This window comes from Anaerostipes sp. AF04-45, assembly GCF_003461725.1.
Lineage (GTDB): Bacteria > Bacillota > Clostridia > Lachnospirales > Lachnospiraceae > Anaerostipes > Anaerostipes caccae.
Window position 1 is genome coordinate 111,486 of record NZ_QTXQ01000001.1, and the last position, 14,593, is coordinate 126,078.

Below are 14,593 nucleotides of genomic sequence, written 5' to 3' on the forward strand. Positions count from 1 at the left end.
CTGCCGGGACCGGCAGCTCAATTAAATGTGAAACAGAATCATTTTTGGCAGTCTTTGATATGCAGCTGATAGTCACTTGTCATTTTCCCCTGCTCATACATCTCTATTTTATAATCCAGGCGTTCCAGTGTTTCCTGTATATCCTGCATTTTCCGTACCAGACGTTTTCTCTGTTCAATGAGAATCGTTTTCCGGGCATCCATCGTTTCGTCACCCTGACGAAACAGCGCTACGTATTCGATCAGTGCCTCGATCTGCACCCCGGCTTTCCGCATGCACTTCATCAGTTCCACCCACTGGCAGGATGCCTGGTCATAGTCCCGGATGCCGTTCGGCTTCCTCGGGACAGCGGGTATCAGCCCAATCCTTTCATAATATCTCAGCGTATCTGCGGTTATGTCATACTTCTTACTCACTTCTGCGATCGTCAAAATACATTCCTCCATTCAATTCAAAGTCCTGGAAAATGACAGCGGCAGTTCCATCCCATTGTCTTCCAAAAGTGTTTGATCCCTTAATATTTCTCCCGTAGGTCCGTCTGCTGCAAGTCTTCCGTCTGCGATCAGGATAGTCCTCTCACACGTATCATAGATGAAATCCAGGTCATGGGACGCAATGATTTTCGTCCCGGAAAGTCCGTTCAGGAGATGAATCAGGCTGCGCCTGTTTTTCGGGTCCAGAGCCGCCGACGGCTCATCCATAAGGATCACCTCCGGCTCCATGGACAGGATTGATGCGATGGATGCCCTTTTTTTCTCTCCTCCGGACAGCCGGTAGATATGCCTGTCTTTCATCTGCTCCATATGGACACTCTCCAGTGCTCTCATCGTCCTCTCTCTTGTTTCCTCCTCAGAGAGCCCGTAATTGCGCGGCGCAAAAGCCACATCCTCGTATACCGTAGACATAAAAAGCTGGCTTTCCGAGTCCTGAAATACATATCCCATCCTTCTTCGGATATCCGCCAGAGAATCTTTCTCCACACTGACCCCGCCGATTCTCATATCTCCTTCATAATCTGTCAGAAGCCCTACCATGAGTTTGAGCAGTGTAGACTTCCCCGCTCCGTTAGCCCCGATCAGGCCGATGCGCTCTCCCTCCGCTGCCGTAAAGCTTAAATCGGAAAGCACATTTATTCTGCCTGATGAAGCTCTTTTTTCATAAGAAAAAGTGAGACCGTTTACTTCTATTTTGTTCATACTTCCTCCGTATTTTATTTTAGCAGGCTTCCGGCAAGTTTAAAAACAGAAACATACCGCAGCAAGACAACGATACCCAGCCAGCCTGCCAGATAAACGGCACTGCCCGGGTCCATTTTCTGTTTCTTTGACAGATGAAAGCTTCCGTCAAAGCCCCGGAGCAGCATGCTCTCATAGACCGTCTGGGCCCGGTCGATGCTTCTTAACATCAGCTGTCCCAGCAGGGTCCCCCATGCCCGGTAATGGATTCCCTTCTGAGCCGGCGCTCTCAATGAGTACGCCTGGGAGATCCGTTCGGCTTCTTTCAGCAGCACGATCACATACCGATAGATCAGAAGCACCATGGTCACCATGATCTTCGGCACATGCAGGAGACGCAGAGCATAACAGATGCTCTCCATGGACGTTGTCAGGATCAGCAGGTAAGACGCCAGCACCGCAAAAACTCCTTTGAGCATCAGCGTCGCCATGGAGATCATGCCGCCAGTTACAGGCAAAGGTCCTGCCCGAAAGAGTACGGCCCGGTCAAAAAACGGATTCGCGATCCCCACCGCACAGACGAGCAGAAGAACCGGACCTAATTTTCTTATGCTTCTGACCACAGAAATGTTTCCTGCCCGCATGATTACTGCGGGATACAGGATCATACAAAAGGTTCCGCTCAGGTCACAGGCCGGAAATAACATGGTAAAAGCGATATACCAGACCGTCACGAGAAGCTTACTCAGAGGATGAATCCTGTTGATCCGCCCCTCTCTTTGGGCCATGGCATCCAGATGGTGTATTTCATGTACTGCCTCATTGATTCTGCTCATGTTTCCCTTTCTTCCTAAACAGGCCGAACAGGTAACAGACGGCTGTGCATAACACGATCACCGCGATTCCTCCGAAGATGCCTGACAGAGAAGTTCCAAGCATCGTCTCCCGATCCGGGATAGAATAATCCGGCAGGAGGGAGGTCAGGCCCTGAATCCTTTCGGCCGCAGCGTGAATCGGACCGGAAGCCGCAAGCTCCGCGGATCCTGTGATTTTTTGTATAGACCATTCAAGCCCGTCCGGATTTGAGGATGCAGCCAGGGATAATGCGCCTCCGATCAGTACAAATGCGCCTGCAAGTGCAAGCAGCACTTTTCGGAAAGAGAGCTTCGGCTTCTTTGCGCCTGCCGCAGATTTCCCGGAGTCTCCGGTCCAGATAAGCTCCGGCCTGGCCTCGTACAGGAAACAGAGCACCGCAGCAGTGATCAGTCCTTCCACCAGTCCGATGGCCAGATGGATCGGCTGCATAGCAGCTGCAAACACTCCAAAAGGCAGCTCTGTAATGCCCGAAGCAAGTGTCTCTGCTGTCACGGAAAGTGCTCCCAGCTGTAAGGTAAGGATACATCCGATAACGGATGCATATGTAATTTTCCTTTTATCCGGTCCGTTTTTCATGAACCGCCTCCAGAGAAGCCCGGCTCCTATAAAACAGCCGTAAAACGCCATGTTCCAAATGTTGCATCCAAGTGCGAGAAGCCCTCCGTCCGCAAAAAGAAGGCACTGGATCAGCAGTACCCCGATCATGGTCAGGAATCCCGCAAATGGTCCCAGTACTGCCGACGCGAGCATTCCTCCGCACAGGTGCCCGGAAGAACCTGTTCCCGGGATCGTAAAATTGATCATCTGTCCTGCGAACACAAAGGCTCCCATGACCCCCATCAGCGGAACTTTTTTCGGGTCATCTTCCTCCTGTACTTTTTTTACCGCCCATCCTGCTGCCGCCGCAGAACAGGCATACATGGTGCCTGCCACCGCAGGGGCCACAAGCGCATCTGCCATATGCATATCCTATTTCTCCTTTCCCTGTTTCAAGTGAGTGTCCATGCTGCCGGACCTGAATCCCTCCAGATCCACCGTAATGTATGTAAAGCCTATTTCTTTCAGCCGCTTTACCGCAGCCGCTCTGTTTTTGACCAGACCGGGAAGATCTTTCTCGTCCACTTCGATCCTCGCCGTATCTCCGTGAATACGGACACGAACATTGTAAAAGCCCAATGTTCTCAGAAACTTCTCCCCTTCCTCTGCCATCTTCATTTTCTCCCAAGACAGTCTGGTCCCATAGGGAAATCTCGTGGCAAGACAGGGACTTGCCGGCCGCTCTGCCACAGAAATCCCATATTCCGATGCCATCCTGCGGATATCGGCTTTGGTCATCCCGGCCTGCACAAGAGGACTGAGAATTCCCAGCTCTTTTACTGCCCGGATTCCCGGACGGTAGGCGTTCAGGTCATCCGCATTGGTTCCTTCCAGTACAGTCTGTATCCCCAACGCTTTCGCCGATTTCAGCAGTTTTGTATACAGATATCTCTTGCACAGATAACACCTGTTTTCCGGATTGTCCATGATCCCCGCATGGGAAAGTTCATCCACATGAATGACACGGTGAACGGCTCCCGCTTCCCCGGCAACTCTCTCCGCAATTTTGGCATCCCCAGACGGGTGAAGTTTTGTCACCATCGTAAATGCCGCCACCTTTTTCCCGGTTTTCTCTGCCGCAAGGCACAGAAGCTTTAAGAGCAGGCTGCTGTCCACTCCTCCGGAAAAAGCAAGCGCCACATCTTCCTTTACAAAGCCTCTGACTGCCTCTTTTAAATTTGCGCAGTGTTCCTCATATCTGTCCATAGCATTCCTCTTCGATCCTTTGGTAGGTTTCCTGGAAAGAAAGCCCGTTCTTTCTGCACAGTTCCCTGACACTCTCATACTCCGGATAGGCTCTCATTCCGTTTTCCATAAAACACACCTTGATCCGGGCTTCCCCCAGAGAAGTCTTCACTGTTTTCACCTGCCGTTTCAGTACACTTCGTTCCATCTTCTGTCTGCGGATGCCGATGGTCGTCGTCTCCCGGAAAATGATCCCCTCAAGTTTCTCTATGTCTTCCTCCTTGCAGATAACATTGAGCTGATAGGCCGGTCTGTTCTTCTTCATAAATACGGGTGTATAGTGGACATCTCTTGCCCCTGCCTTCATCAGCCGCTCCATCACGTATCCCAGCGCTTCCCCGGTACAGTCGTCAATATTGCTCTCCAGCTTGTATATATAATCGCCGGCGCTTCCGTCTTCTGTTTCCCGGATCAGCATGGCCCGCAGCAGGCTCGGCCGTTCATACTCTCTCTTTCCGGCCCCGATCCCGGTTTTCTCGATCACAAACCGCTCCGGCAACCGGGCGGAAGTCCGGATGGCCGCTGCGATAGCGGCGCCGGTCGGAGTGACCAGTTCTCCCTGCACATCCGTCATGTGCAGGGGAATGGAGTATTTAGACGTGACGGCGGTAACTGCCGGAACCGGGACCGGGATCACACCGTGCTGGCAGCGCACAGACCCGCTTCCCTCACAGAGCACAGGAATAATGACCTTGTCAATCTGAAGGTTGTCGAGGCAGACAGCTGCTGCCGTAATATCCACGATAGAGTCCACGGCTCCCACCTCATGAAAATGGACCTTTTCTATACTGGTCCCGTGAGCCTTGGCCTCCGCCTCTGCGAGTATCTCAAAAATTCTCACCGCCTTCTCTCTTGCACCGTCCGTGATCTGTGCCCTGCAAAGGATCTCAAGAATTTCTGCGAGCCCCCTGTGTTCGTGGTCATGAGAATGATGTCCGTGATCTCCGTGAGAATGGTCGTGGCTGTGTCCGTGAAGATATTCCATATCGTGGTCGTGGTTCTCATGTTCGTGATCCAGAATCACATGGAAATCACATGCGTCCAGCCCAGCCTTTGATACTCTTCTCACCTCTGTCCGAACTCCCTTTACAGGAAGGCTTTCAAGAGCCTCTGAAAGGACCTTTTCATCGGCCCCGAGATCCAACAGAGCCGCTGTCATCATGTCGCCGCTGATCCCCGAATAACATTCTAAATAAAGTGTCTGATTCATGATCGTTCCCCCAGTCTGTTGATCTGTGATGCCATGTAGCCGGCACCGTATCCATTGTCAATATTTACAACCGCAATGCCGTTGGCACATGAGTTAATCATCGTGAGCAGAGCCGAAATGCCGTTCAGACTGGCCCCGTAGCCCACAGAGGTAGGCACCGCGATCACCGGCTTGTCAACAAGTCCACCGATGACACTTGCCAGAGCGCCCTCCATTCCCGCCGCCGCAACGACACAGTTGGCACTCTGAATCACATCCAGCCGGGACAAGAGCCGGTGAAGGCCGCTGACTCCCACATCATAGATGCGGTCCACGTGATTGCCGAAGAACTCCGCTGTCTGGGCCGCCTCCTCGGCCACAGAAATATCCGCCGTGCCTCCTGTGCATACCGCAATCTTTCCAATCTTCTTTTTCCCGGGCTTTTCAATCTTCATAATGCGGGATACTGCATCGTATGTAAGTTCCGGAAGTTCCTGCCGGACAAGTTCATACTGTGCCCGGGAAGCTCTCGTTCCGAATACTTCCCCGTTCTGTTCCCATAATCTCTGAAAAATACTGACCAGATGGTCATCAGCTTTACCGCTGCAAAAGACAACCTCGGCAGCTCCGTTCCTTAATTTTCTGTGGGTATCCAGTTTGGCATACCCCATATCCTCAAAGGGCTCCCTGCGGAAAAATGCTTCTGCCTCCCCAACGGACATTTCTCCCCGGCTGACTTTTTCTAATACTTCATGTGCTTCCATCTCTGCGCACTCCTTACTTTTTTATTTGAAGGCCGCGGCATCTTCCTGCCGGCCACTGTGTGCTCCTGAATTTACCATATCACCTGGAGCTCACTCCAAGTCAATATTTTTTACAATCTTCCTTAATTGGTCCAACCAATATTATCATATTTTTTCACCAGTGGGAAGACTGGTGAAAAAATCAACTCTCTTATTCTTCTTTTGCCCATCCGTATGAATAGCGGACTGCCCGTTTCCATCCGGATACTTTTTTCTCTCTTTCTTCCTCACTGATCTGAGGTTCAAAGACACAGTCGATCTCCATGTTCTCGGACAGCTTCTCTTTGCTGTCCCAATAGCCGACTGCAAGGCCTGCCAGGTATGCCGCTCCCATAGCTGTCGTCTCCACACAGGCCGGACGGTGTACCGGGGCACCGCTGATATCTGCCTGCATCTGCATTAAAAGATTGTTCTGGCTGGCGCCTCCGTCTACCTTGAGAGAACTTAAATGAATGCCTCCGTCGGCCTCCATAGCCTTCAGCACATCGTTGACCTGAAATGCAATAGACTCTAATGTCGCCCTGATAATGTGGCACTTGTTGACTCCGCGGGTAATGCCGAGGATCGTTCCCCTGGCATACTGGTCCCAGTGAGGAGCACCCAGTCCCGTAAACGCCGGCACTACATAACAGCCGTTGCTGTCCTTCACTTTTTGGGCCATATACTCAGAATCCTGGGAAGAATCGATGAGTTTTAACTCATCCCTCAGCCACTGGATGGCAGCTCCCGCCACAAAAATAGATCCTTCCAGCGCATAGTCCACCTTACCGTCCAGGCCCCATGCGATCGTTGTCAAAAGCCCGTGCTGAGAATTCACCGGCATCCGGCCCGTATTCATGAGAAGGAAGCCTCCCGTACCGTATGTATTCTTGGCTTCACCCGCCCTGAAACAGGTCTGTCCGAACAGAGCCGCCTGCTGGTCTCCCGCCGCGCCAGCGATAGGAACCGCACCGCCGAAATATGACGGGTCTGCCTCACCGTATATCTCACTTGACTGGACAGGTTTCGGAAGCATCGCTTCCGGGATATCAAGAATCTCAAGGATCTCCTTATCCCATGTGAGATCTTTGATATTAAACAGCATGGTTCTGGACGCATTGGAATAATCCGTCACATGGACTTTTCCTTTTGTGAGTTTCCAGATCAGCCATGTCTCCACGGTTCCAAAGAGAATCTCTCCCTTTTGCGCCCTCTCCCTTGCTCCTTCCACGTGGTCCAGAATCCACTTAACCTTCGTCCCGGAAAAATAGGCATCGATAATCAAACCGGTCTTATCCCGTATCTTTTCTTCCAGTCCCTGTTCTTTCAGGGAATCACAGAGCTCTGAGGTCCTGCGGCACTGCCACACAATAGCGTTGTAGATCGGCTCCCCTGTCTCCTTGTCCCAAAGGATCGTAGTTTCCCTCTGGTTGGTGATGCCGATGCCCGCGATCTGTTCCGCCGTGACACCGATCTTCTGCATGGCCTCCACCGCCACTCCAAGCTGCGTAGACCAGATCTCTCCCGCATCATGCTCCACCCATCCCGGATTCGGAAATATCTGAGTGAATTCCTTCTGAGCCACACTGCAGATCTTGCCCTCTCTGTTGAACAGGATACACCGGTTGCTCGTTGTTCCCGCATCCAGTGCCATAATGTATCTCTCCATATTGCCCTCCTAGATCTCCATTATTTCTCTGTGCTCCCACACGTTATGTCTGATTTATTATAGCATATTGCACAAATATATCCAACAGAACAGCAATTATTTATAAACTTTTCATCCATGCAGAAGGACGCAGACAAATCCTCTTCATTAGATTACGACCGGTCAAACACCGCCAGGGATGTTACCCCTCCGATGATCAGGGCGAATCCCAGAACATCCACACCGACAAAGACCTCTCCCAGCAGCAGCGCGGACATGACTGCCGCCACCAGCGGTTCCACACACGCAAACATACTGGCTCTCACGGGTCCCAGCAGACGGACGCCTTCCAGATAACATCCAAACGGAATCACCGTTCCGAAGATGATAACGGCCAGTGCCAAAAGGACCGTTGTCATATCCCATATACCGGGTACATGAAAAAATCCCGTCACAGGTATCATAAGAAGTCCCCCTATAAACATCCCCCATCCCACGGTCTCCATGGACCCAAATTCATTGAGGAGCTTTTCCGGCTGAATGTTATAGACAGCCAGAGCCACGGCAGCCGCAAGTCCCCAGAACAAAGCCCTGCCTGTGACGGCCAGGCTTCCCGGATCTCCGTGAGTCGCCAGCAGGAAAACACCGGCTATAACGCAGACTAAAACAATCACTTCCAGACGCTTCGGCTTTCTCTTTTCCACTGCCAGACAGAACAGCATGATCAGCGCCGGGGCAATGTACTGGAGCACCGTGGCTGTCCCCGGGTTAGAATACTGGATTGCAAGAAAATAAGACATCTGGCAGGCTGTCATCCCAAACAGACAAAATACCAGCTGGCTGACTGCCGTCCGTTTCTTTTTCCATACACGGAATATATCCCCCTTCTTCTGGACTGCCGCCAGCATAAGCATAAGCAGTCCTGCTGACAAAAGCCTCAGCGTCACAAGCCAGACGGCCGTGAGCTGCTTTTCGTCAAACAGATATTTCCCGATAATCCCGGAAATCCCCCAGAAGATTCCGCCCAGCATCGTAAAGATTACACCTTTTGTATTTTGGTTCATAGGTTTCTTAAATCCTTTCTTTTGTAGTTCAGTTTATTATAATATAAAACAGTGATATCGTCTTGCGAATTTTTTAAACTTCCATCACTATTTATACACAATTCACAGATACTATAAAGACAGAATCGGAAACATCGTTTTTATAAAGAGGTATCCTATGGAAACAAAAGATCATTACGCCCTTTCAAAACTGCTGGCCCGCCGAATGTTCCTGGACAAGCCCAAAACATTTGCATTTATTCTGGGAAATGTTCTGCCCGATTTCAATCTTTTCTCCTATCTGGGCGGCTCCAACGCCGCAGATCTGCAAGGACACAGTTATGACTCCCGCAGACATCTGATGGATCAGGCTTATTCGTCAGGCTTTCGGAATACTTTTACGGGCTGGTTCCGGGCGGGTGAGATGATGCATTATCTCGCTGATTCTTTTACCCGTTCCCATAACAAAGAATTTCACTATTCTCTGAAAGAGCATATAAAATATGAACGCCGGCTCCACCTGGTCTTCTCAAACTATCTGAGAACGGACCAGGTCAGCCGGCGTATAAAATCTGACTCAGGCATCTGCGGATTCGAACCGTGGCTTAAAAACCTGCACCGGCAGTATATCCGCTCCACCTCAACACCGGGAAATGACTGCCGGTATATTCTTCATTCAGCCCTTATCGTTTGCAAAGGACTGGCACAGAAAAATGAGTTTTTGTCCGGGAGATATCATACAGTAAACCCACTTTTATAAATTTCCCAGTCGATATGTTTGAATACATTAAAAACTATACCTTATCACGCAAAGCGCGTCCACCCGAAGGGTATGAAATACGGGATGCCCTGTGGGTATGACATTTTCCACATGATTTCCGTTCGGCTCTTAGAATGCCTCACTCCAATCATGTAGAAAATGGACGTAATATCTGTTGGCACAGGCTGCTTAAAGACAAAAAGCACCATCTGCGATAGTTTTCCCTTTTTTCATAGCAGAAAAACAGGAAGTCCTTTCGGATCTCCTGCTCAGTGATGCTTCTGTGAAAGTAGCGATTATTAAGTTGTTTTATGTTCTATACAAACTGGAAGTTGGCTTGCCTATTTTCTTAAAATCTCATGTGGGGCTTCTATTTCATTTGCCAAGGTATGCTCTGTTAATTCTGACATCAATTTCAGCTTCTTATTAATCAATGGCCGCATACAGTTAGGAACATGTTCTTGATGCGCCCTGTGGATTGCTACACATTCCTTACAGTTTCCATGATAACGACAGGCTTTCAGACAAGGACAATGGTCTTTGTCTTCATATTCCTTGCGGAATTCTGCTGCGAATTCCTCTTGCATCCTCAACCCCTCAACACGGTTTCCCTTATGAAATTCTGCCATTGCGTCCAGTTCCTTCTGGTTCCCTTCAATCTTCATATTGTTGAATCGCCTTCCTTCTTTTATAATTTTCTATTGATAAAATTATGAGTCGTTAAATTTTCTTTCACATTTTCCTATCTTCCGAACAAGAAGCCTCTCTATTGCAGTTCGGTCATTTGCGATTTCTCATTTCTTTCAATTATTCCTCAATTTCTGATAAATCCATGTTTTCCCATCCATAACGGATAATAGATATAATCATAGATACTTCACTAACTATTTCATCTAATATTCCAGCCCAAGAACCAACAACGATATCATATACAATCCACAACGGTGAATTGATCAACATTCCAACTATACGGATTTTCCGTGCGTTGTATGTGTATCCACCTATCGTTGCTGCAATATTGGCAACAACCGGAAGTATCGACCACCATCCGTTCCAAGTAAAAACCAGCGTTGTTACCTGCAATATGCAGAGTATACAACATACCAATCTGCCTTTCAAAAAATCATTCTTACTTCCCAAGCAGAAAGAACGCACTGTATTCAATATATAGCTTATCCCACCAGTAATTGCTCCTAACAGCAATAAATGTATGGTATAACATAAATAAGAAACAAATTGAACTTGAAACAGTGTTTTATTATTTCTACACTGATAAGATAAGAAAAATAAAATGGTTCCCCAAAATCCTATTCCCTGTATCAACAAAAAACGCATTTACATTATTACCTCTCAAAAATCTGATCTCCACTTTGATTCCCAGTTCATTACATATTCTTTTTCGCCAGTGAATTCATCCATCATTTCACACTAAATAGTAAACCCTTCTCTTTGGTAAAAAGACATTGCCCTGACATTCTTCTGATATACGTTTAACTGTAATCTGACTTTTTTATCCTTGATATAATCCAACAAAATTTTGCCAATACCATGTGACTGCATTTCATCAAAAACAAAAATACCCTCAATATATTCATTTCTTACACCTACAAAGCCTTGAATTATTTTATCATCTTCATACACGTAGACTTCCGCCTGTGGCAACATTTCCTTCACTAATTCATAATTACTTGTCCAGTATTGTTCAGAAATAAAAGAATGTACTTTCAGATTGGTCTTTAACCATATGTCAGCAACCCTATTTATATCTACTTTCTACAAATTTCTAATCATAACGGTCATTCTCCATCAAATTTGATTATGGCACGATTAACTTAATTCGGTAAATTCCGATTTGTAATGTTTTCTCACTTTCAAAATCATACCATACCAGATGTAAAAATTCTATGTGATGATACGCTCAATTTACCGCAAGTAATTTTTCGTAGATTTCTTTATCTAAGTCTTTGTATACATTAAAGATAACTCTCTCAATCCTTGTATCCACAGCGAGAACATCTTTGACTGTCTTAATCGCAATCTCGGCTGCCTCCCGGTTTGGAAACATAAAAACGCCGGTTGAGATACAGCAAAAAGCAATGCTCTTGCACCCGGATTCAGCTGCAAGCTGTAAACAGGAACGATAGCAGGACGCGAGCTGCTCTTTCTGCTGCTCACTTGGATGTCCCGTTTCGATGATTGGGCCAACGGTGTGAAGTATATATTTGCACGGCAAATTGTATGCTGGTGTAATCTTCGCCTGCCCGGCAGGTTCTTCGCGGCCTTGTTTCTGCATAATCTCATTGCATTTCAGACGCAGGGCAATACCGGCTTTTGTATGCACGATATTATCGATACAGGAGTGCAAAGCCCGGAAACATCCACACATCTGACTATTCGCTGCATTTACAATCGCATCACAGTTTAACACGGTAATATCACTTTGCCATAATACAAGACGCGGATATTGAGGAACCACGGGAAGGGATGCCGCATCAACAACTCCTGCTGCATCACGTTCATCGGACAAGTAGTTATCCTGCACTTCCATAAATTCGCGGCTGACAGCCTTTGGCGGTCTAACATTCATTAAACTGCGCAGCAGCAGTTTTTGCTGCTGCACATCTTCTGGAATAACTACATCTTTATATTGAATATCCTCATCAAGAAGTTTCTGAATCAGATATTTTCTTTGCTCGTCATGTGTCATTTTTTCTTTCTCCCTTCCTGATGTTTTTACACCCCATCAGTGTAACCCCCATATCCACTTCTTAATTGCAAGAATTCTTTTTTTCGTCAATCAAGTCAATTTTCTGACTCGAAACACAAATATCTATAAGTTTCCCAATATCCCCGTCAATACAAATCGACTGCGCTTCTATTTCCCTTGGAGAGTACGCTTCCCCGGAATTGACACAGACATAGACTGCCTTTGGATTCTCCGCAGTCATCTGCCAGAAAGGGTACTTTATAATCCCCGGTGTATTCATTCCGACGCCAAGTTCCAGAAACAGAATTCTTTTACCTCTGTTCTCACTGAGAAATCTTTTATACCGTCCGGCCGCCTCATGCCACTTCTCATCTTCTATGAAATATTCATCTTTCCTAATGTTTACTTCCATTTCTCCGCCGCAGACCGGACATTTTGGTATCAGGGACTTTGGTATCCTGCAGTTCCTCTGCTCCCGTACCATGGCCCTCACCTGAGTCTCATTATCGTAGAGCTTCGGATGGCACGCTTTTTTACACTGAAACAGGCCGTAATCTCCCTGGACGGCAAAAATTCTCCGATCCTCAAATCCGGACAGCCAAAACTGATGATCTACGTTGGTTGTCAGCACGAAATAATTTTTATCTCTCACTGCCTGAAACAGATCTGTATATGCTTTTCCTGAGGGCATATCATATCGGTTTAAATAAATATGCCTGCTCCAGTAAGCCCACTTTTCTTCCGGGGAAGGAAACGGATAAAAACCTGCGGAATACATATCTCTGAGTCCGTACCGCTCTATGAATTCCTTAAAATTCTTCTCAAACCGTTCTCCGGAATACAGCAGTCCGGCTGCCGCCGACATCCCTGCGCCTGCGCCAATTACAATGGCTCCTGCCTGCGAAAGCTTTTGTTTTAACACCCTTTGATTTTCTGTCCCCATATTTCATCCCCCTTTTGCACCTTTCATTCTCTTCTTTTATTCTAATCGGTCTTCCATACTCCGTAAACCACGCACAAAAAGGTGGCATGGTATCCAAAAGATACTATGCCGCCGCCAGGTTACTTATTGTATTTCTAAATGGGAAGATATAAAATAAACATAGCAAGGAGGAAGTACACAATGTCAAAAAAACGAAACATCCCGGAATGTCCTGTGGAAATGACACTGCAGCTGATCGGTGACAAATGGAAGGTCTTAATCATACGTGATCTTTTGACCGGAACGAAACGGTTCAGCGAACTGATGCGCTCCGTGACCGGAATCACGCAGAAAGTCCTGACCAGCAATCTGCGCTCTATGGAAGCCGACGGACTGGTAAACCGGAAAGTCTACCCTCAGGTCCCTCCGAAAGTAGAATATTCTCTCACTGAAACCGGCCTGAGCTTAAAACCGATCCTGGACTCCATGGTGCAGTGGGGAACCGAATACAGAGACAAAATGCACCGCAGTGAGACCTCATTTCTTTAACACCACATCTATGATCACGTATTCACAGTGGCCTCCCGTGCGGATCGGATACCCCCATCCCGCCATGCCGGATGTCACCACGGTCTGGAGGTTCCCGATCTTCCGGTAACCATAGTTGATCTCATTGATTCCAAGAAGCTGCATCAGCTGCCCGGTCGGCCAGATCTGCCCGGCATGGGTATGTCCGGACACCTGAAGATCGATGCCCTGCCTGTTATTTTCCTTCAGATCTCCGGGCTGGTGATCCATCAGGATTCTGAAACTGTTTTCCGGTGCATCTTTCATGATCTCTTTCAGACTCTTCCGGTCCCGGTCACCGGCATCCTTTCTCCCGATGATACAGATATCCTTCCCTGTCTTAAACACCTCATCCTCCAGCACACGGACTCCGGCTTTTTCTAACGTATTCCTGAGATAACCAGAAGTGTACTCCGGCTTTTCCCTGTACTGATTGGAATCATGATTCCCATATACATAAAAACTTCCATAAGTACTCTTCATATATCCCAAAGCTTTGGCCGCCCGTTCCATCTCTTCTCTCTTTGTATCCTCATCGAAGATATCTCCAGTCAAAAGAACCAGATCCGGCTCCTGACTCTGTATTTTGCCGCACCAATTCTCCAGATCTTTGGCACTCATCGTAACACCCAGATGGATGTCTGACATGAGAGCTATTCTGAGCGTTTCCTCCTGCTGTATCTTAGGAGTCCCGATCCTGTAACTGGTCTTCTTAATCTGCTGCATATTAATATATCCGTAGGAAAAGACAACCGCAATGATGAGAAAAGACAGTATCCCGCTTCTGTAAATCAGATCCCATTTCTTGAAAACAAACGGCGTTCTTTTTAAGAGAAGATTGATCAGCTCAAGGACCAGAGAGACTCCCACAAGATGCAGGACCGCCACTCCTCCCCATCCATAGGCCGGCCATGCTGAAAACACACAAGCCAGTGCCAAAACCGCACTCACCACTTTCACTATGCGTACGTCTCTTTTTAAGAAAAGGCTTAAAATCCTGCGGAAGAAAATATATAAATAAATCCCTGCCGGTATGAGAATCAGGATCGGCAGTATAAAAAATAATAAGTACAATGCGAATT

16 protein-coding genes and 1 pseudogene are annotated in these 14,593 nt (G+C 47.7%); 2 read left to right on the forward strand and 15 right to left on the reverse strand.

Annotated elements, in window-relative coordinates; all coding sequences use genetic code 11:
- Positions 1–38: 38 nt before the first annotated feature.
- From DWV34_RS00485 to DWV34_RS00525, 9 genes are all read right to left on the reverse strand, one after another.
- Positions 39–446, reverse strand: a complete 408-nt coding sequence (locus DWV34_RS00485; protein WP_009289232.1) for a MerR family transcriptional regulator — start codon at positions 444–446, stop codon at positions 39–41.
- Positions 447–1,196 (reverse strand): energy-coupling factor ABC transporter ATP-binding protein, encoded by a 750-nt coding sequence (locus DWV34_RS00490; protein ID WP_009289233.1) that lies wholly within the window; start codon positions 1,194–1,196, stop codon positions 447–449.
- Positions 1,197–1,210: 14 nt separating this feature from the next.
- Positions 1,211–2,011 (reverse strand): cobalt ECF transporter T component CbiQ, encoded by an 801-nt coding sequence (cbiQ, locus tag DWV34_RS00495; RefSeq protein ID WP_009289234.1) that lies wholly within the window; start codon positions 2,009–2,011, stop codon positions 1,211–1,213.
- Entirely contained in the window at positions 1,995–3,017 is a 1,023-nt protein-coding gene (locus tag DWV34_RS00500; protein WP_009289235.1) for an energy-coupling factor ABC transporter permease, read from the reverse strand. The genes cbiQ and DWV34_RS00500 overlap by 17 nt, the downstream gene beginning before the upstream one ends.
- 3 nt (positions 3,018–3,020) lie before the next feature.
- Positions 3,021–3,854 (reverse strand): ATP-dependent sacrificial sulfur transferase LarE, encoded by an 834-nt coding sequence (gene larE / locus DWV34_RS00505; RefSeq protein WP_022261189.1) that lies wholly within the window; start codon positions 3,852–3,854, stop codon positions 3,021–3,023.
- Positions 3,841–5,103 carry a nickel pincer cofactor biosynthesis protein LarC gene (gene larC, locus DWV34_RS00510; protein WP_009289238.1) on the reverse strand — a complete coding sequence of 421 codons (1,263 nt, stop codon included), beginning with the start codon at positions 5,101–5,103 and terminating at the stop codon, positions 3,841–3,843. Before larC ends, larE begins: the two co-directional genes overlap by 14 nt.
- Complete coding sequence (gene larB, locus DWV34_RS00515; protein ID WP_006567423.1) at positions 5,100–5,846, reverse strand: nickel pincer cofactor biosynthesis protein LarB; 747 nt, start codon at positions 5,844–5,846, stop codon at positions 5,100–5,102. The genes larC and larB overlap by 4 nt, the downstream gene beginning before the upstream one ends.
- Before the next feature lie 190 nt (positions 5,847–6,036).
- Positions 6,037–7,533 (reverse strand): glycerol kinase GlpK, encoded by a 1,497-nt coding sequence (glpK, locus tag DWV34_RS00520; protein WP_009289239.1) that lies wholly within the window; start codon positions 7,531–7,533, stop codon positions 6,037–6,039.
- Positions 7,534–7,685: 152 nt separating this feature from the next.
- Positions 7,686–8,576, reverse strand: a complete 891-nt coding sequence (locus DWV34_RS00525) for a DMT family transporter (RefSeq protein WP_009289240.1) — start codon at positions 8,574–8,576, stop codon at positions 7,686–7,688.
- Positions 8,577–8,733: 157 nt separating this feature from the next.
- Between DWV34_RS00525 and DWV34_RS00530 the strand changes: the two genes are divergently transcribed.
- The gene (locus DWV34_RS00530; RefSeq protein WP_009289241.1) at positions 8,734–9,315 is read left to right on the forward strand and encodes a zinc dependent phospholipase C family protein; all 582 of its coding nucleotides are present in this window, start codon (positions 8,734–8,736) and stop codon (positions 9,313–9,315) included.
- A gap of 341 nt (positions 9,316–9,656) precedes the next feature.
- Here DWV34_RS00530 and DWV34_RS00535 read toward each other — a convergent pair whose 3' ends face one another.
- From DWV34_RS00535 to DWV34_RS00555, 5 genes and pseudogenes are all read right to left on the reverse strand, one after another.
- Entirely contained in the window at positions 9,657–9,980 is a 324-nt protein-coding gene (locus DWV34_RS00535) for a hypothetical protein (protein WP_009289242.1), read from the reverse strand.
- A 142-nt stretch (positions 9,981–10,122) separates the two neighbouring features.
- Positions 10,123–10,650 (reverse strand): YgjV family protein, encoded by a 528-nt coding sequence (locus DWV34_RS00540; RefSeq protein WP_009289243.1) that lies wholly within the window; start codon positions 10,648–10,650, stop codon positions 10,123–10,125.
- 15 nt (positions 10,651–10,665) lie between these two features.
- A pseudogene (locus DWV34_RS18060) lies at positions 10,666–11,079 on the reverse strand (GNAT family N-acetyltransferase).
- A 154-nt stretch (positions 11,080–11,233) separates the two neighbouring features.
- The gene (locus DWV34_RS00550; RefSeq protein ID WP_009289245.1) at positions 11,234–12,022 is read right to left on the reverse strand and encodes a protein-ADP-ribose hydrolase; all 789 of its coding nucleotides are present in this window, start codon (positions 12,020–12,022) and stop codon (positions 11,234–11,236) included.
- 61 nt (positions 12,023–12,083) lie between these two features.
- Complete coding sequence (locus DWV34_RS00555; RefSeq protein WP_009289246.1) at positions 12,084–12,965, reverse strand: hypothetical protein; 882 nt, start codon at positions 12,963–12,965, stop codon at positions 12,084–12,086.
- Between the two features lie 180 nt (positions 12,966–13,145).
- On the opposite strand from DWV34_RS00555, the gene DWV34_RS00560 reads away from it, so the two are divergent.
- Entirely contained in the window at positions 13,146–13,493 is a 348-nt protein-coding gene (locus DWV34_RS00560) for a winged helix-turn-helix transcriptional regulator (protein WP_009289247.1), read from the forward strand.
- Here the strand turns inward: DWV34_RS00560 and DWV34_RS00565 are convergent.
- Positions 13,482–14,585, reverse strand: a complete 1,104-nt coding sequence (locus tag DWV34_RS00565; protein ID WP_009289248.1) for a metallophosphoesterase — start codon at positions 14,583–14,585, stop codon at positions 13,482–13,484. The two genes, DWV34_RS00560 and DWV34_RS00565, sit on opposite strands and share 12 nt — an antisense overlap.
- Between the last annotated feature and the right edge of the window lie 8 nt (positions 14,586–14,593).